Origin of the sequence: Klebsiella sp. GW_Kp182 (assembly GCF_040062275.1) — a bacterium.
GTDB lineage: Bacteria > Pseudomonadota > Gammaproteobacteria > Enterobacterales > Enterobacteriaceae > Klebsiella > Klebsiella michiganensis.
Genome location: NZ_JBEAFQ010000005.1, coordinates 54,657 through 73,061 on the forward strand (window position 1 = coordinate 54,657; position 18,405 = coordinate 73,061).

An 18,405-nucleotide genomic window follows, 5' to 3' on the forward strand; every position below is an offset into this window, starting at 1 on the left:
AGTGTTTTTTAGCTATATGGGGCAGCGCGGTCGTGACGGAAAACGAATTAGAGCAGTTGCAGAATTCCGCAGTTAGTCCCAACTGAATCCGGGCAAAAAAGGGGATAACATCGCGACGCCCGCCGGGCATCGCGATGGTGAAACGCTACCGGCTCTGCTTTCTCAACAGATAGATAAAGTACGGCGCGCCGATAAACGTCGACAGCAATCCTGCCGGGATTTGGTACGGGAACATCAGCATCCGGCCGCACCAGTCGGCGAACACCAGCAGCACTCCGCCAATCAGGCCGGAGATCGCCATATGCGGCATCGTACGCCGGAATCCCATCATACGCGCAATATGCGGCGCCATTAACCCCACGAAGCTGAGCGGGCCAATCGTTAGGGTTGCGGCCGCGGTCAGACATGCCGCCAGCAGCAGCAGCCCGATACGTGACGGCGTCAGCGCAATCCCGACCGCCCTCGCCGCCTCGCCGCCCAGCGGCAGAATCGTCAACCAGCGTCGGCAAAGCGGCGTCAGCGCCAGCAGAATAAGCATCACCGCGCCGCTGCGCATCACGAGCTCCGGCGTGGCGCTGTAGGTTGAGCCGGAAATCCACGTCAGGATCTGCGCCATTCGCGGATCGCCGCTGGCCTGCAGCATCATCAGCAGCATGGTAAACGCCGTGCTCAGCGCCATCCCCGCCAGCAGCATGCGATGCGGCGAGAACCCGCCGCGTCCGGCGGCAATCAGAATGACCAGCAGCGTCGCCGCCGCGCCGAGGCTACCGGCGGGCAGCAGCCAGCCAAAGGCATTTCCCGGCACGAAGAACAGCATCACCACCACGCCAAACGCCGCGCCCGAGCTGATCCCGAGCACTTCCGGACTGGCCATCGGATTACCGGTTAAGCGCTGGATAATGCAGCCCGCCACCGCCAGCATCACGCCAGCGAACAGCGCCGCCAGAATGCGCGGCCAGCGCCAGGGCATTAGCTCATCCAGTAGCGTACCGCTGGCCCAGTGCCAGCCCTGCGCGTCGCGGCCGAAAGCCAGCGCCGCGACGATGGCCAGCAGCAGAATCGCCAGCCCGCCCAGCGCGAACCACAGCACATGTTGCCGTTCAGCCAGCACGCTATCGCCACCGTTCATCACCGGCGCGCTAATGCTGCGCAGGCGCGGCAGCAGCCATAGCAGCAGCGGCGCGCCAATCAGCGCGGTCACCGAACCGGTGGAGATCTCCATCCACACCCGGGCCAGCCAGAGGATAACCTGATCGGAGAGCCACAGCAGCAGCGCGCCAATCAGGGCCGCCAGCAGCAGGCGCGAGAGCAGGCGACGCGCGCCCAGCATCTTCGCCAACAGCGGCGCGAACAGGCCGATAAAGCCAATAATCCCCACCGCATTCACCAACAGGGCGCTAATGATAATCGCCAGGGTCAACGCCCCCAGCCGCGCCAGCGAGAGCGCCAGTCCGAGGTTGCGCGCCACGCCGTCGTCCAGCCCCATCAGGGTCAGCGGACGCAGCAGCAGTAGCGTTAAAATCGCTCCGCCCAGCAGCTGCGGCCACAGCCGCTGCACCACGCTCCAGTCGGTCTGCGTCAGGGTACCTGTACTCCACAGGAACATACTTTGCAGCCGATCGTGATGGAAAATAGCCATTAGTTGATTAAGCGCGCCGCAGTACAGGCTCACCACCAGCCCTGCCAGAATCAACGTCACCGGCGAGAGGCGTTTGCCCCACGACACGCCAAACACCAGCGCGCCGACAATGCACGCCCCGGCCAGCGCGGCGAACTGCGACGCCAGCACGCCAGGGATCGCCCACAGCGTGGTGACCGTCATGCCCAGCTGCGCCCCGGTCGCCACGCCGAGCGTCGTCGGCTCCGCCAGCGGGTTACGTAGCACCTGCTGGAACAGCACGCCCACCAGCCCCAGCCCGGCGCCGACCAGCAGCGATATCGCCAGCCGCGGCAGCAGGCTGTAGTGGAACAGCATCTGAGCGATATTATCGATATTCGGCTGCCAAAGCGCCTGCCCCCATTCGCTTCGCGGCAGCGCCACGTTGAGGTTGAACAGCGTCAGCGCAGCAGCGACGAGAAGGAGCGTCAACAGCAGTGATGTCGCCAAAGGCGAAATTCGCGATCTCATGCCGGGCCTCCCTGAGCGTCGGCCAGCACGCGGGCAAAATGCATCGCCGATAGCGTCGCGCCATAGAACCACACCGCCGGGACGCGCTGAAAACGCCCTGCGCGAACAAACGGCATCGCTCGCCACAGCGGCGTCGCCATAAGCTGCGCCATCTCCCGCGCATTGCCGTGGTCGAAGCAGATAACGTCGGCGTCTCTGTAGGCCGCCAGCCGGTCAATACCGACGGTGACGCTACCCCAGAAGGTGGTTTCGCCCTGCCAGGCATTTTTGATGGCAAAGCGGTCGAGCACCTCCTGGAACAGGCAGTTTTGCGCAAAAACCAGCACGTGACGGCTATCAAGCAGAGTAATCATCAGCAGCGGACGATCGCCGCGGCGGGCAAAGCGCGGTCGCAGGCTCTCCATCAGCGCGTCAAATTCCGCCAGATGGCGCTTCGCTTCCCGCTGCCTGCCGATCAGATCAGCCATTTCGCCAAGCGACTGCTGAGCCATCATCAGCGGGCGCTTGCCGTCGCTGAAGGTGAATCCTCGTCCGGGCGCAATACGCGCCAGCTTTTCCGCCGACGGGCCGTATCCCGCCGACCAGACCAGAAACGACGGCTTCATCTGCGTCAGCAGCTCCAGATTGGGCTCGGTACGCAGCCCGACGTCAATCACCGAATCAGGTAGCGCCGGTTCATTGACCCACAGCCGGTAGTTAGGGATATCTGCAACGCCGTAGGGCGTGACGCCCAGCGCCAGCAGCAGCTCTACCGGCAGCCATTCGAGCGCGACAATACGCTGCGGATCCACTTCCGCCGCCCGCGCGCCGCGCATCTGCCACAGCAGCGGAGACAGCGCCATTGCGGTCAGCAGGCGCCGCCGCGAGATGAATGTGAGGTTTTCCATCAATAGACAAAACTTACCGGCGCTGCGCCAGCCGGATGCGGCAGGATCCCCATCGGGATGCCGTAAATTTGTTCCAGGGTTTCGCTGCGCATCAGCTCCGCGGGCGTTCCCTGAGCGATCATCTCACCGCCGCGCAGCGCAACCAGATAGTCGCAGTAGCGCGCCGCCATATTGATATCATGCAGTACGGCGATCACCGTCAGCCCGCGCTGCTGGCTGAGGCGATGGACCAGCGCCAGCACATCCACCTGGTGGGCGATATCCAGCGCCGAGGTCGGTTCATCGAGCAGCAGGCAGCGGCTATCCTGAGCCACCAGCATGGCAATCCACGCGCGCTGGCGTTCACCGCCGGAGAGGCTGTCCACCAGCCGGTGGGCCAGCGGTTTTAGGCCTACCAGCGCAATCGCCTCTTCCACTTTCTCCCGATCCGCCGCGCCAAAACGCCCCAGCGCTCCGTGCCACGGGTAGCGGCCGATCGCCACCAGCTCACGCACCGTCATGCCTTCCGCCGGTGGCAGCTGCTGCGGCAGATAAGCCACTTTGCGGGCAAAGGCTTTACTGCCCCAGCTGTCGAGCGGCTGACCGTCGAGCAAAACCTCCCCGTCCGAGGGCGCCTGATGGCGGCCAAGCATTTTCAGCAGCGTCGATTTGCCGGAGCCGTTATGGCCAATCAGGCCCGTGACTTTTCCCGCCGGGAAGGTTAACGACAGAGGATGCAGCAGCGTTCTGCCGGGCACGCGGAAGGTCACGCGGTCCAGTGAAAACGTCGTATCGGAGTGCGGAGTGATTTCCTGCATAACGGAACCTGGTCAGAGGCGCGGCGAACCGCGCCCGTTAAGTGGTTAGAAACGGAAAGTCGCGGTCGCCACAACCTGGCGCTCAGCGCCCCAGTAGCATGCGTACTCGCTATAGCAGCTGGAAACGTATTCGCGATCGAACAGGTTGTTGACGTTGACCCCGATCGACGAACCCGGCAGACCAAAGCGCGCTAAATCATATTTCACGGTGGCATCCATTAACGCGTAGCCCGCGACGTTGAAGGCGTCATCTTTTTTCCCCGTCGAAGTATCGTTTTTGTAATAGCTTACCGTTGAACCGACATAGCGCGCCCCGGCACCCACCGTCAGGCCGCTCAGCGCGGTTTCGTGGAAGGTGTAGTCGGCCCACAGCGACGCCATGTTGCGCGGCACTTCCGCCGGACGCTTGCCGTTAAAGGTGGTGTCATGCTGGTATTGGGCGTCGGTATAGGTATAGGAAGCCGTCACGTTGACGTTGGCGTTAACCGCCGCCTTCGCCTCCAGCTCAATCCCGCGAGAGCGGATTTCGCCCGTCTGGATGCTGAACGAGGCGTTGTTCGGATCCGCCGTCAGGTTTTTATCTTTGGTCAGCTGATATACCGCGGCGGTCAGCACGACCGGCATATCCTTCGGTACGTACTTCACCCCGGCTTCATACTGTTCGCCGTGGGAAGCATCGAAGGGTTTACCATCCCGCGACGATCCGGAAACCGGCTCAAAAGACTGGCTGTAGCTGAAGTATGGCGAGATACCATTATCAAACAGATAGTTAATACCGCCGCGCCAGGTGAACTGCTGATCGTGATTTTTGGCGAGGGTATTCGCAGGGCGCGTCAGGGTTGAAGCCATCGCATAGTCGTAGCGGCCCCCCAGCGTCATCACCCACTTATCCCACGCCATCTGATCCTGGGCATAGAGACCGGTCTGCTCCATACGGTTCAGCACTGAATAGGGGAAGTTAACGCTAACGTTTGCATTGCCGTACTGCGGATTCTGCATGTCAAGCGCGGAAGCCGTCCCGTAATCGGCGGTCACATCATTGCGCATGCGCGAATAATCCACGCCGGTTAACAGAGTGTGCCCTACCGCGCCGGTAGCGAAATCAGACTGCAGCTGAGTATCAACGGTAAACGTATTAAGGTTCTCATCAGAGCGAACATACGCACGGTTGATTTTGCCTGTCGGCGTATATCCGTTGCCGTAGACCGAACGATAGAGGGTATGGACGTTGGCATAACGCAGGTTCTGACGTACGGTGAAAGTATCATCAAACTGATGCGAGAAGCTGTAGCCCACCATCTGCTGACGGCGGGACATCTTATTATCCGCCTCGCCTTCGTTAAAGTCCGTCGGCAGCTTATGCGCCTTACCGTTGGCGTCGTAATACGGCACCACCGTCCCTTCACGCGGCAGCCAGCCGTAATATCCGGCATACGGATCGCTCTGGAAATTACTCAGGAAAGTGAAGTCCGTTTTGTCATCCGGACGCCAGCTAAAGGAGGGGGCGACCGCGTAACGGGTAGACTTCGCCATTTGCTGCTGGGCGTCCTGGCTGCGGCCCAAACCGGTCAGACGATATGACCACACGCCGTCATCATCAATGGCGTCGCTGAAATCAAATCCCGTCTGCCACAGATTATCGGTGCCCATTTTAAACTGGATTTCTTTCAGCGGCTCAGTGGTCGGACGCTTGCTGACCATGCTGACGATACCGCCAGGGTTGCTGTTGCCGTACAGCACCGACGTTGGCCCGCGCATCACCTCAACACGTTCGAGGAAATAAGGGTCCATCGATACTTCGGAATAGTTATTACCCTGCAGCTTCATCCCATCCAGATACTGGTTGGTATTCACCGTTGTCGACGTGGTGAAACCACGAATCGTCACCACATCATAGGTGGTTGAGCTGCCGCGAGTCGAGAATACGCCCGGCGTATAGGCCAGCGCTTCTTTCACCGTCGTCGGCTGCTTCATCTCCATTTCCTGACGGGTCACCACGGAAATAGACTGCGGCGTTTTTTCGATGGGGGTATCGGTTTTTGTTGCGGTAGCCGAATGTTTCGCCGCGATGGTCGCTGCCGGTCCCCAGGCGCTCTCCTGCGGGGCCGGAGCGGCGGTGACGGTAATGGTTTCTTCTTTCGGTTCAACTGCCGCCTGTGCATAAACAGACATGCCGCTAACCGCCGTGGCTACTACAACTGCGATTTTACGCAGCGAGTGATTTGGCTGAGCAGTTTTAAGACGCGCCATGGGTATATCTCTAATAGAAGTGAATGATAACGTAAACGAGAATTATTATTATAACGGGTGACATAATAGGCGAAACGCGCGCGGCAAGGCAAGAAATATGCCCCCTGTGAGCGATCAAAGGATGAATAAATAACCAGACGGTAAGTGTGGGGTTAAACGGCTGTTAATTAAATGACAGAGATAAAAAGGCCCTCTACTACCGGGGTAGTAGAGGGCCTATATTTCCGCCTCCATTCAACCGACACAGCGCCGGTTTACAGGATGCAGCGGCGGGTTAATTGCTGCCGAACATATCCTTAATCCAGCCCGCTACGCCATCGCTCTTCTCCTGCTTCGGCGGTTGCTGCTGCTGATTTTGCTGCTGCGGCTGCTGCCCGGACTGATTGAACGGGTTATTCGCCTGCTGCTGCTCAAGCTGCTGCTGTTGGATCTGTTCGCCCTGGCGGCACAGCGCGTCCGGCGTGGTCGTCCATACCGGCAGCGAGCGCATGCCGCCGCTGCAGACAAAGTTACCGCTGCCATCGACGCCCATATCCACCACGTCTTCAGGCGGAGTCAGCACCAGCGGCGTCGGCGTCTGGTTAGCCAGGTAGCGCTGATAAATTGACATCGCGCCGCTGGCGCCGTACAGCTTGGTCGGCTGGTTATTATCGCGACCCACCCAGGTAATGGTCACCTGACCGCCGTCAATACCGGCAAACCAGGTATCAACGTTGTTGTTGGTGGTCCCGGTTTTACCCGCCAGATGCAGGCCCGGATACTTCGCGCCCAGTTGGCGACCGGTACCGCGCTGCACCACCTGCTGCATGGTCCATAGCGTCATATACGCCGCCTGCGCCGGCACCGCGCGTTCCGCCTGCGGATAGCTCTGATAGAGCACGGTACCATCTTCAGCGATAACGGAACGCAGCGCGGACAGCGGTGCGCGGTTACCCCCGCTGGCAATGGTCTGGAACGCCTGCGCCACTTCAATCGGCGTCAGGTTCAGCGCCCCCAGCAGCATAGACGGCACGGCGTTCAGCTGATTCTTCGGCGCGCCCAGCTTAGTCCAGGTATCGACCACGGCCGGCAGACCCAGCGCCATCCCAAGGTTCACGGTCGGCACGTTCATTGAACGCGTCAGCGCGTCAACCAGCATCACTTTACCGCTATCGCTGTAGCGACGATCGTCGTTCTGCGGCGACCACGTCTGGCCGTTGGACAGGCGAATCGAGATAGGCGCATCGGCAATCCAGGTATTGAGACGATACTGGTTCGGCTGGCTTAGCGCGGTCAGATAGGTCGCCGGTTTTGCCAGTGAACCAATTGAACGGCGCGCCTGCATCGCGCGGTTATAGCCGGCAAACTGCGGCTCCGCGCCGCCGACCATCGCCCGCACCTCGCCGGTGAAGCGGTCGACCACCACCATCGCGGTTTCCAGATCCGGCAGCTTACGCTGTTTCTTCAGCGCCGGAATACCTTCCGTCGCCGCTTTTTCCGCCGCGTCCTGCGCGACCGAGTCGAAGGTGGTAAAGATCTTCACGCCGGAGAGATCTTTTACTTTGTCGCCCAGTTTCGCCTGCAGCTCCTGGCGTACCATCTGCATAAACGCCGGCTGCGGAGAGATCACCCCGCCGCGCGGCTGTACGCCCAGCGGACGCGCGCTCAGCATGTCATACAGTTCCTGATCGATAACCTGCTGCTGCTGCAGCAGACGCAGCACGAGGTTGCGTCGCTCCAGCGCCAGCTTCGGGTTACGCCACGGGTTGTAGACCGACGCGCCTTTTACCATCCCCACCAGCAGCGCCTGCTGATCGAGGCTCAGCTCTTCCACCGGACGACCAAAGTAATAGAGGCTCGCCAGCGGGAAGCCGCGGATCTCGTTATCGCCGCTCTGACCGAGGTACACCTCGTTCATATACAGCTCAAGGATACGATCCTTGCTGTAGCGGGCATCGACGATCAGCGCCATATAGGCTTCATTAATCTTGCGCCAGTACGAACGTTCGCTGGAGAGGAACAGGTTCTTCACCAGCTGCTGGGTCAGCGTACTCGCGCCCTGCACCGTACGCCCGGCGGTCAGGTTCGCCAGCACCGCGCGGCCAATCGAGTAGAGGCTGATGCCGTCGTGTTCGTAGAAATGACGATCTTCCGTCGCCAGCAGGGTATCGACCAGCAGATCCGGGAAGCCGTTGCGCTTAACAAACAGACGCTGTTCGCCGTTGGCCGATTGCAGCATAGTGATCAGGCGCGGATCGAGACGGAAGAAACCGAACTGGCGGTTGTTATCCATATTCTCGATAGTGTCCAGACGATCGCCATTAAAGGTCAGACGCGCGCGCACCTGCCCTTCTTTACTGTCCGGGAAATCGAACGGACGGCGGATCATCTCGATACTGTTGGCCTGTACCGTGTATTCGCCCGGGCGCGTCATCGCGCTCACCTGGCGATACTGCGTGGCGTTGAGCAGGCGCACCATTTCGTTTTTGCTGATCTGCATATCCGGCTCAAGGTTGACCATCCGGCCATAAACCGCCGCGGGCAGATCCCAGACTTTACCGTCGATGCGGCTGCGGATTTTCTGATCGAGGTAGACGCCATAGGCGGCAATCAACACCGCGCAGACGACCCCAATCTTAATCAGCAGCCATAGCCAGGCGCGTTTACGACGAGGGGGTTTACCGCCTTTGCCTTTTCCTTTCCGCGGCATCGGTTTTTCATCCTCATAGTCATCATCATCGTAATCGTCGTCGTAGTCCTCTTCCCGGACCCGACGGCGAGTTACCTTTTGTTTTGCCGGGCGCGAGGGTCTCCCCTTACGTCCGATCGGCTCGCGGTCATCTCCCGCCATGCTTTTTCTCCGCAACTTACAGGCGTAAAGGCCTGATTCTCAATGTTTCCCCGAATGGGGGAAAGAAGAAATCTCTCAAATTGACGCCCGAATATTTTGGCCTTCAGGCGACCATTTATGTACTGCGCGACGCGTTATCATGTCGCTCGTATGATTTTCACTTTAAAAATTCACCATACAAATCATCTTGTTACACGTTTCATCATCAGAATAGTTCGGGACACGGAACGAATTGTCCAGGCGATACAGGATAGCACTAAACCGCGACATTCTTAACCAGCATTTTACATCCTCATCGAATAACGAAAGGGAAATTATTATGTTTTTTAACAACATAAAAATGTGCGCCCGTATCGATCCGCAGGCCGCCCAAAGAAACCGGAACGGCGCCGGCGGGAAAGAATATTTCCGCCGTAAAAGAAAAATCATGCAGGTGAAAGAAAAAGAAATTTAAAAGACGACAATGATAAAAAAGCGAGCCGCTTAACATTGATAATTTGGCAGATTTTCTGATGACTGCGGACAAATATTTGTTAAACTGTCAGCCAATTAATTTTTCCGATTAATATATTATGCGCAACTTTATTCTATTCCCGCTTATGGCGGTCGCCCTGCTCTCAGGCTGTCAGCAAAATCGTTCGACAACTCTCAGTCCTGCCGTGAGCGGTCAGGCCCAGCTTGAGCAGCTTGCCTCCGTCGCCGCCGGGGCGCGCTATCTGAAGAATAAATGCAACCGCAGCGATCTGCCCGCCGATGAAGCGATTAATCGTGCGGCAATAAACGTGGGTAAAAAACGCGGATGGGCGAATATTGACGATAATCTGCTAAGCCAGCGCAGCGCGCAGCTATATCAACAGCTCCAGCAGGACAGTACCCCGGAAGCCACAAAATGCAGCCAGTTTAATCGCCAGCTGGCGCCATTTATTGATAGCCTGCGCGGCAATAAATAGCGCTTATTTTTATTCCGCTCGCACTATTTTATTCAGCCTGCGGACTCTCCTCAATCGCCCCGCCCGGCCAGTCATCCAGCGCCGCGAGGGTAAACGTTTTACCGTTGAAGCTAAATACGGTGAGATCCTGCTGAATCTGCTCAATAACCAGGTTCGGCAGCGGCGAGTCGCCCTCCTTCCAGGACTGTCCGTTTAATACAATGCTGCGTTTCTCCGCCAGCGAGGCGTAGACGTGCGCGCTATAGCGCAGAGGCGGCAGAGTATCTTCATCGATCGCTATTTCTGGTTCAGCCTTCATTTCTGGCTCGGCTTTAACCGCCGTCACGGCAGTTTTGACCGCCGGTTGATTCAGCGGCACTAACGCCGCATGCGCTACTGGCTGGCTCATCGGCTGCGGCTCGGGCTTATTCCGCCACTGCTCGCCGCCGAACCAGCCGAGCGCAATCAGCAGCGCGGCGTACAGCGGTACGGTCACATAGGGGATCTGCACCATTTTTCCAACTACCGTCGGGGGCGCGGACTGCGGGTACGGCTCTTGCTGACGAACAAGCACGGGCTTCTCCTTAATCAAGACACGCCATCCCGGCCCGTGGTTATGACGCCGCGGGCCGGGAGGTTCAGGTCTTACTTGCTGCTGACCGGCAGCCCGGCGCCCTGGGCATCGCCCTGCGGCATTTCCAGCACCGCCACCGACCATGACGGCAGCGTGACCGTGCCGTCAGCGGCAATCTGCACGCCGTTTGCCAGCGAATTTTCGCCCGCCGCCTGCTGGATCGCGCTCAGCTGCAGCGTTTCACCGGCAAACTCATTCAGCGTACGGCTTTCCGGCGCGGCGTTAATCACCACCACCAGGCCGTCAAGACGGCTATCCAGGCTGGCGCCCGCTTTCACTCCGTCATCCACGGTCATAATCAGCAGACCGGCCTGCTGGTCTGAACCGGTATTACGGAAATCAACGCGCTTCATCACCGCGCTGCCGTCGCCTAAGGTGAACAGCGGGGAGGATTTACGCAGCTCGGTCAGCTCCTGGTAGAACGCGGTCATCTGCTTCAGCTCCGCTTCGCCCGGAGTGGCAACCATCTCTTTGACGCGAGTAATCACGTCATAGTTGCTGCCGTCATCGCTGATGCGCGGCATCCCAACGTTGTAGTTATTATCCTGCAGGGAATAATCCACACGGTTGAACCAGTCGCCGGAGTCGTAGGAGTCGCGGGTAAAGGATTTCGAGCGCAGCAGTTCAGAACCCTGCTGGTCGAAAGCGATCCCCTGCCCGAGCATCACCGTCGCCAGCGAAACGGCCTGCATGCGAACGCGGGTCGCCAGGTCGGCTTCCTGGGACGCTTTATAGCTGATCATGTCCCACAGCGTCTGGTTGTCGTGCTTCGAAACATAGTTGACGACCTCCGTCGGGTCTGCGGCATAGCCGCCAGGCGCGCCGTTATAGTCAATTTCGCTGCCTTTCTTCACCGCGCCGTCTTTGTCGATCATCACAAAGTCAGCGAGGTTACCGGCCATGCCCAGACGGGTCAGATCGGCCAGATGACGCACCTGGTCATCGCTCAGGCTGGCGAGTTCGTTTGGCAACACGCCCGCGCCGCTGCCGACGCCCTGGTTCTGACGCAGAGCATCGCCGGAATCGAACGGGCCGCCGCCGCGCACGGAGTCGCGCAGGCGATCGGAGAACGTGCCGATGCCGGTACCTTTCAGGTTGATCTGCGAGGCGATTTCAAAACGGTCGCTCTGGTTAGAGTCCCAGCCTTCGCCGAAGAAGTAGATATCCGGGTTCAGGGCCTTAATGCGCTCCCACGCCGACAGAATTTGCGCTTTCGGGTGATAGCCCATCAGATCGAAGCGGAAGCCATCGATTTTATAGTCCGTGGTCCACACCGCCAGCGAGTCGGCGATCAGCTTGGCGAACATCCGATGCTCCGGCGCAGAGTCGGAACAGCAGGTGGCGGATTCAACGCTACCGGTAATTTCATTCAGACGCTGATAGTACCATGGTACTATCTTATCCAGCACCGACGTGCGGTCGGTCGGGCCCGCGGCGTTGGTGTGGTTGTATACCATGTCCATAATGACGTTCATCCCCAGATCCTGCTTGATCGCCTGAATCATGGTGCGGAACTCTTTGATGCGCGTCGTGCCTTCCGGATCGGTCGCGTAGGATCCTTCCGGAACCGTGTAGTGGAACGGATCGTAGCCCCAGTTGTAGGAGTCGGTCTGCGCCACCAGCGTATTCAGCGCCTGCACCTGAGGATTATCCTGGCTATCGCTCTGCTTAAGCTGATTCAGCACCTCTTCCACGGTGGAAGCGCTGTCGCAGTATCCGGCGAACTCGCTGCTTTTCACCGCGCTGTTCACTTCACACAGGCGGCTGAACGGCTGCTGAATATCGGCGACTTTGTCGCTGAACTCGTTCACCGTCGCCAGATCGAAGACCGGCAGCAGTTCAACGTGCGTGACGCCTGAAGCGGAGAGCTTCTTCAGATGCTGCACCATATTGCTGTCGCCGGCGGTCAGCGCAAGGTATTTACCGCGCAGTTCGGCCGGAACGGTCTGGTCCCAGGCGGAGAGATCGCGAATATGCGATTCATGAATCGTCATCTTCGCTAAATCCGCTTTTGTCTTCTGGGCATGCGGCATCGTCAGGCTATCCCAGCCGTCAGGCTTCAGGGCGCTGTCGTTGAGATCGACCACCTGGCTGTACTCCGAGTTGGTCGACAGGCTATGCGCATACGGATCGGTGACTTCGTACTGTTCAACCTTGCGCGACTGCGGGTGATAAACCGTCATCGCATAGCGGTAGAACGCGCCTTTCAGATCGCTACCGCCCTGCCACGACCACGCGCCGGAAGCGCTGTCGCGGGTCATCGGATGGCTGCCAATCACTTTTTTGTCCGCGCTGTAAACCACCACATCCACCTGCTGAGCGGTCGGCGCCCAGACGCGGAAGGTGACGCCGCCGTCGGCCAGCTGCGCGCCGTAGCTCAGGGCTTCCGCCGCTTCGGCATAGGTATCATCCAGCACGCCCGCCGTCTGTACCTGGGTGGCGGAAATCAGGATCCCGTCCTCTGCGGCGGCAATGGCGACCGTTTCGCCCTGCAGCAGCTCGTCAACGTTGGCGTTGTCCGGCAGCTTAAAGGCCGCATAGCTGGAAAGGTGCGGGAAGCGCATGCTGACCTGCTGGCTGACGGTAGTCGGCGTCAGTTTCAGATAGCGGTCGGTAAATTTGCCTTCGCCGTCGGCCGCCACTTTACTGCTGTGGCTGTAGTAGAGGCGCACGAGGGGCTTATCCTGCCCGCCCGGCCACAGCAGCGTATTTTTATCGACCCAGTGGGCTTCGGCCAGCGCGACGCCAAAAGCGGCGCGGAAGGCGTCGGCGCGGGAGTCATAGACCGCGCTGTTGCCGGCGATCACCGATACCGTACGATCGGTAAAGTCGCCAAACGACACCCGCAGGTCGCTATCGATCAGCTTATCGGTGCCGTCGCGAACGATAACGTTAATACAGCCACTCTCTTTGTTGAGCGGGATCACCCAGTACGGGCCATATTTATCGCTGCCGCTCGGCGTGGTGCTGACGTCATTCCAGTCCGCTACCGGCGCGCTCAGCGCGTCGCAGGTTTCGTTGTTCCATAAGTAGAGGTTTTTACTGCTGTAGTCCGCAGCGCTACTGCTGGTGATGCCGGCGATATCCACCAGGTGAATGACCGCCTGCTTTTCTGTCGCCGTGGCCGCTTCGCCGGGTACGGCAACGTCAGGTAAACGTACAACCACATCCTGATTACCAGGAGTGTCGGGATTTCCAGAGGAAGAAGAAGAGGATCCGTTATCGCAGCCGCTAAGTAAAACCAGCGATCCCAGAACCAGGGCATTACGGGTATATCTGAGCATTCGATAGTCCCTATACATGCTGATTAAATTATATGAAGTGTTATATACGCGAAACTATTCCTGGCGCACTTAAGCACCATAAAAAAATAACGAGCATATCTTTAAAGCGCCGATAATTAGATATTCTTGCTCTCTCCGGTTCAATCATCCATTCGCTCATTACGTGGGGGCGTAGGCGGCCGGAGGAGAAAAAATAAAAAGGGAATGACGACCGCAATAGCCAAACTCTTTATGATTCGCAGCGACCTACGCAGATTCCCGCAATAAGCACGCTCACAATAAAAAAAGCCCCACCAATATCGGTAGGGCGGTACCTTTTGCTGAGGGAAATAGAATGAGCAAAGGAATAAAAATGCATAATTCCGTGATGAGATTAACAATATCAAATAAAAAAATAATTAATTACGCGCCTCATATTGTGACGTCCATCATATTATTTTTTATCTGCCAGCAGCTCGCCCAATTAACCTGGAAAATAATTCTCCCGGTAAACTTTACGGATAACGCATTGAGCCCTGCCGATATGACGGCGCCCGCAACCCCCTCCCCGGAAACGGCGCTGCCGCGCTTTACGCTGTTTGGCCTTGCGGAGAAAACCTCCGCCTCCGCGCACGGCGGCAACCTCGACCAGGCGCCCGTTTCGGCGCTCAAACTGCGCGTTACCGGCCTGCTCGCCAGCACCGATCCCTCTCGCGCCATCGCCATCATGATGAAAGGGAATCAACAGGTTAGCCTCGGGATTGGCGATAGTACGCCGGGCGGAGAGGCGAAAATCGTCGCTATTTTCCCCGACCGCCTGATTGTTAATTACCGCGGCAGAAATGAGGCTATCCCGCTGTTTAACGACCCGCCTGCCGCCGGCAAAAATAGCGCCGCGCCGCCAGCCCGCCAATTGGCGCAGGAGCTCCGCGCGCAGCCGCAAAATATTCTTCATTACCTCAATATTTCGCCGGTCATGGTTAACGACAAGCTCAGCGGATATCGTCTGAATCCGGGCAAAGACCCGGCGCTATTTCGCCAGGCGGGTCTTCGGGAAAACGATCTGGCGATAGCCCTGAACGGCCTGGATCTTCGCGATAAAGAACAGTCCCGCCAGGCATTAGCCCAGCTACCGGAATTAACTGAAATAACTCTTACCGTTGAACGCGACGGCCAGAAACAAGATATTTATCTAGCCCTGAGGGATGAATAATTGATCATCGCCAACGTCATTCGCCCATTTTCCCTGATGCTGCTGGTATTCGCCGCGCTGTTATTCAAACCGGCCGCGGCGGAAGAGTTTTCCGCCAGCTTTAAGGGCACCGATATTCAGGAATTTATCAATACGGTGAGTAAAAACCTGAATAAAACGGTCATTATCGATCCCAGCGTACGCGGCACCATTACCGTGCGCAGCTACGATATGCTCAACGAAGAGCAATATTATCAATTCTTCCTCAGCGTCCTCGATGTCTATGGCTTCGCGGTGATTAATATGAATAACGGCGTCCTGAAAGTCGTTCGTTCGAAGGATGCGAAAACCGCCGCGGTGCCGGTGGCGAGCGATGCCGCGCCGGGCATTGGCGATGAGGTCGTCACCCGCGTCGTGCCCCTGACCAACGTCGCGGCCCGCGATCTGGCGCCGCTGCTGCGCCAGCTTAACGATAGCGCCGGCGCGGGCAGCGTGGTGCACTATGAACCCTCCAACGTCCTGCTGATGACCGGCCGCGCGGCGGTCATCAAGCGCCTGCTAACCATCGTCGAACGCGTCGATAACGCCGGAGACCGCAGCGTGGTGACCGTTCCCCTCGCCTGGGCCTCCGCCGCCGATGTGGTCAAGCTGGTGACCGAACTCAACAAAGACACCAGCAAATCGGCGCTGCCCGGCTCAATGGTCGCCAACGTGGTGGCCGATGAACGCACCAACGCGGTGCTGGTCAGCGGCGAGCCGAACTCCCGCCAGCGGATCATCGCGATGATTAAGCAGCTCGACCGCCAGCAGGCGACCCAGGGCAATACCAAAGTGATCTACCTGAAATACGCCAAAGCCTCCGACCTGGTGGAAGTGCTGACCGGCATCAGCAGCACGATGCAGAGCGAAAAGCAGGCCGCGAAGCCGGTGGCGGCGCTGGATAAAAATATCATTATCAAAGCGCACGGTCAGACCAACGCCCTGATTGTCACCGCCGCCCCGGACGTAATGAACGATCTGGAGCGGGTGATCGCCCAGCTGGATATCCGCCGCCCGCAGGTGCTGGTCGAAGCGATTATCGCCGAAGTGCAGGACGCTGACGGTCTCAACCTCGGCATCCAGTGGGCCAATAAAAATGCCGGGATGACCCAGTTCACCAACAGCGGTCTGCCGATATCCACGGCCATCGCCGGGGCCAACCAGTACAACAAAGACGGCACCGTCAGCAGCTCGCTGGCGAGCGCCTTAAGCTCCTTCAACGGCATTGCCGCCGGCTTCTACCAGGGTAACTGGGCGATGCTGTTAACCGCCCTTTCCAGCAGCACCAAGAACGATATTCTCGCGACGCCGAGTATCGTCACCCTCGACAACATGGAAGCCACCTTTAACGTCGGCCAGGAGGTCCCGGTGCTGACCGGCTCGCAAACCACCTCCGGCGATAACATCTTCAATACCGTCGAGCGCAAAACCGTCGGCATCAAGCTAAAAGTGAAGCCGCAGATCAACGAAGGCGATTCGGTTCTGCTGGAGATCGAACAGGAGGTCTCCAGCGTGGCGGACGCCGCCTCCAGCACCAGCTCGGATCTCGGCGCGACCTTCAATACCCGTACGGTCAATAACGCCGTGCTGGTCGGCAGCGGCGAAACGGTGGTCGTCGGCGGACTGCTGGATAAAAGCGTCTCCGACACCGCCGACAAAGTCCCTCTGCTCGGCGATATCCCGGTGATTGGCGCGCTGTTCCGCTCCACCAGCAAAAAGGTCTCCAAGCGCAACCTGATGCTGTTTATCCGCCCGACGGTGATCCGCGACCGCGACGAGTACCGTCAGGCTTCATCCGGGCAGTACACCGCGTTTAACGACGCCCAGAGCAAACAGCGCGGCAAAGAGAACAACGACGCGATGCTGAGTAACGATCTGCTGGAGATCTACCCGCGCCAGGATACCGCCGCGTTCCGCCAGGTCAGCGCCGCCATCGACGCCTTCAATCTGGGAGGCAATCTATGACCCCCGCCGCTGAACGACGCCCGCTGCTCCCCTTCGGCTACGCCCGCGCGCACAACGTGATGCTCCTGAGCAACGGCGAAAGCTGCGAGGTTTTCTGCCTCGCCGCCACCGCGCCGCAGGCGCTGCTGGAAGCCCGCAGGGTGGCCGGGATGCCGTTCAGCCTCGAGCGACTGGAAGCGGAGGCGTTCGAAAAGCTGCTGGTGCTGAGCTATCAGCGCGACTCCGCCGAGGCCCGGCGCATGATGGCGGATATCGGCAACGAGCTGGATCTGTACACCCTTGCCGAAGAGCTGCCGGACACCGACGACCTGCTGGATAGCGAAGACGACGCGCCGATTATCCGCCTGATTAACGCCATGCTCACCGAGGCTATCAAAGAGAAAGCGTCGGATATTCATATCGAAACCTATGAACGCCACCTGCAAATTCGCTTTCGCGTCGACGGCGTACTGCGCGAAATCCTGCGCCCGCAGCGCCGCCTCGCCGCGCTGCTGATCTCGCGCATTAAGGTGATGGCGAGCCTTGATATCGCCGAAAAGCGCATTCCTCAGGACGGTCGCATGGCGCTGCGCATTGGCGGACGCGCCGTCGACGTGCGCGTCTCCACCCTGCCGTCGAGCTACGGCGAACGCGTTGTGCTGCGTCTGCTCGATAAAAACAGCGTCAATCTCGACCTGCTGACCCTCGGCATGTCGCCCGCGCTGCTTCAGCAGGTGGATGGACTGATCGCCCGCCCGCACGGCATCGTGCTGGTGACCGGGCCGACCGGTTCGGGAAAAAGCACCACCCTCTACGCCGCGCTGAGCCGCCTCGATGCCCGCGAGCGCAACATCATGACCATTGAAGATCCTATCGAATATGAGCTGGAGGGCATCGGTCAGACCCAGGTTAACGCGAAAGTCGATATGACCTTTGCCCGCGGGCTGCGCGCCATTTTGCGCCAGGACCCTGACGTGGTGCTGGTGGGCGAAATTCGCGACGGCGAAACGGCGCAGATCGCCGTTCAGGCCTCGCTAACCGGCCATCTGGTGCTCTCAACGCTGCACACCAACAGCGCGCTGGGCGCCATCTCGCGCCTGCAGGATATGGGCGTGGAGCCTTTTCTGCTCTCCACCTCGCTGCTGGCGGTGATGTCGCAGCGGCTGGTGCGCCGGCTCTGCCCGCTCTGTCGCCAGCAGGAACCGGCCAATGCCGACACCGCCCGCCAGATGGAGATCGCTCCCGGCACGGCGCTCTGGCAGCCCCGGGGCTGCGCCGAGTGCGGCTTTACCGGCTATCGCGGACGTACCGGCATTCACGAACTGCTGCTGGTGGACGATCGCGTGCGTATGGCAATCCACCGCGGCGAAAACGAGGTGACGCTGATCCAGCAGCTGGGGGCGGACTATATCACCCTGCGCCACGCCGGACGGGACAAGGCGCTGGCGGGGATCACCAGTTGGCAAGAGGTGCTGCGGGTTAGCGAACAGCAGATCGCGGAGGCCTCCTGAC

The 18,405-nt window shown here is 59.1% G+C and carries 12 protein-coding genes; 5 read left to right on the top strand and 7 right to left on the bottom strand.

The genetic code is table 11. The annotated features are described in order from the left end of the window. Window positions 1–145 precede the first annotated feature (145 nt). The 5 genes from fhuB to mrcB all read right to left on the bottom strand — a co-directional run bounded on the left by fhuB (window position 146) and on the right by mrcB (window position 8,892). Window positions 146–2,128 carry a Fe(3+)-hydroxamate ABC transporter permease FhuB gene (gene fhuB / locus ABLU88_RS06925; RefSeq protein WP_181251218.1) on the bottom strand — a complete coding sequence of 661 codons (1,983 nt, stop codon included), beginning with the start codon at window positions 2,126–2,128 and terminating at the stop codon, window positions 146–148. Next, the gene (gene fhuD, locus ABLU88_RS06930; protein ID WP_102803160.1) at window positions 2,125–3,015 is read right to left on the bottom strand and encodes a Fe(3+)-hydroxamate ABC transporter substrate-binding protein FhuD; all 891 of its coding nucleotides are present in this window, start codon (window positions 3,013–3,015) and stop codon (window positions 2,125–2,127) included. The genes fhuB and fhuD overlap by 4 nt, the downstream gene beginning before the upstream one ends. Beyond that, complete coding sequence (gene fhuC / locus ABLU88_RS06935; protein ID WP_004098728.1) at window positions 3,015–3,812, bottom strand: Fe3+-hydroxamate ABC transporter ATP-binding protein FhuC; 798 nt, start codon at window positions 3,810–3,812, stop codon at window positions 3,015–3,017. The genes fhuD and fhuC overlap by 1 nt, the downstream gene beginning before the upstream one ends. A 45-nt stretch (window positions 3,813–3,857) precedes the next feature. Continuing rightward, entirely contained in the window at window positions 3,858–6,062 is a 2,205-nt protein-coding gene (gene fhuA / locus ABLU88_RS06940) for a ferrichrome porin FhuA (RefSeq protein WP_047724408.1), read from the bottom strand. A 274-nt stretch (window positions 6,063–6,336) separates the two neighbouring features. After that, complete coding sequence (mrcB, locus tag ABLU88_RS06945; protein ID WP_025107374.1) at window positions 6,337–8,892, bottom strand: bifunctional glycosyl transferase/transpeptidase; 2,556 nt, start codon at window positions 8,890–8,892, stop codon at window positions 6,337–6,339. 319 nt (window positions 8,893–9,211) lie between these two features. Between mrcB and ABLU88_RS06950 the strand changes: the two genes are divergently transcribed. Further along, window positions 9,212–9,346, top strand: coding sequence for a hypothetical protein (locus tag ABLU88_RS06950; protein WP_254903915.1), 135 nt, complete (start codon window positions 9,212–9,214; stop codon window positions 9,344–9,346). A gap of 118 nt (window positions 9,347–9,464) precedes the next feature. After that, complete coding sequence (gene pulS, locus ABLU88_RS06955; protein WP_004098724.1) at window positions 9,465–9,842, top strand: GspS family T2SS pilot lipoprotein variant PulS; 378 nt, start codon at window positions 9,465–9,467, stop codon at window positions 9,840–9,842. Between the two features lie 28 nt (window positions 9,843–9,870). On the opposite strand, the gene gspB is transcribed toward pulS, so the two are convergent. Further along, complete coding sequence (gspB, locus tag ABLU88_RS06960; protein ID WP_048262345.1) at window positions 9,871–10,395, bottom strand: type II secretion system assembly factor GspB; 525 nt, start codon at window positions 10,393–10,395, stop codon at window positions 9,871–9,873. A 71-nt stretch (window positions 10,396–10,466) separates the two neighbouring features. Continuing rightward, on the bottom strand, window positions 10,467–13,739 hold the full coding sequence (pulA, locus tag ABLU88_RS06965; protein ID WP_348836250.1) for a pullulanase-type alpha-1,6-glucosidase: 3,273 nt from the start codon (window positions 13,737–13,739) through the stop codon (window positions 10,467–10,469). Between the two features lie 352 nt (window positions 13,740–14,091). On the opposite strand from pulA, the gene gspC reads away from it, so the two are divergent. The 3 genes from gspC to gspE are packed head-to-tail and all read left to right on the top strand — an operon-like array spanning window position 14,092 to window position 18,404. Beyond that, complete coding sequence (gene gspC, locus ABLU88_RS06970) at window positions 14,092–14,931, top strand: type II secretion system protein GspC (RefSeq protein ID WP_186006606.1); 840 nt, start codon at window positions 14,092–14,094, stop codon at window positions 14,929–14,931. 36 nt (window positions 14,932–14,967) lie between these two features. Beyond that, the gene (gene pulD / locus ABLU88_RS06975; RefSeq protein WP_348836273.1) at window positions 14,968–16,914 is read left to right on the top strand and encodes a GspD family T2SS secretin variant PulD; all 1,947 of its coding nucleotides are present in this window, start codon (window positions 14,968–14,970) and stop codon (window positions 16,912–16,914) included. Beyond that, window positions 16,911–18,404, top strand: coding sequence for a type II secretion system ATPase GspE (gene gspE, locus ABLU88_RS06980; protein WP_109240696.1), 1,494 nt, complete (start codon window positions 16,911–16,913; stop codon window positions 18,402–18,404). The genes pulD and gspE overlap by 4 nt, the downstream gene beginning before the upstream one ends. Window position 18,405 lies beyond the last annotated feature (1 nt).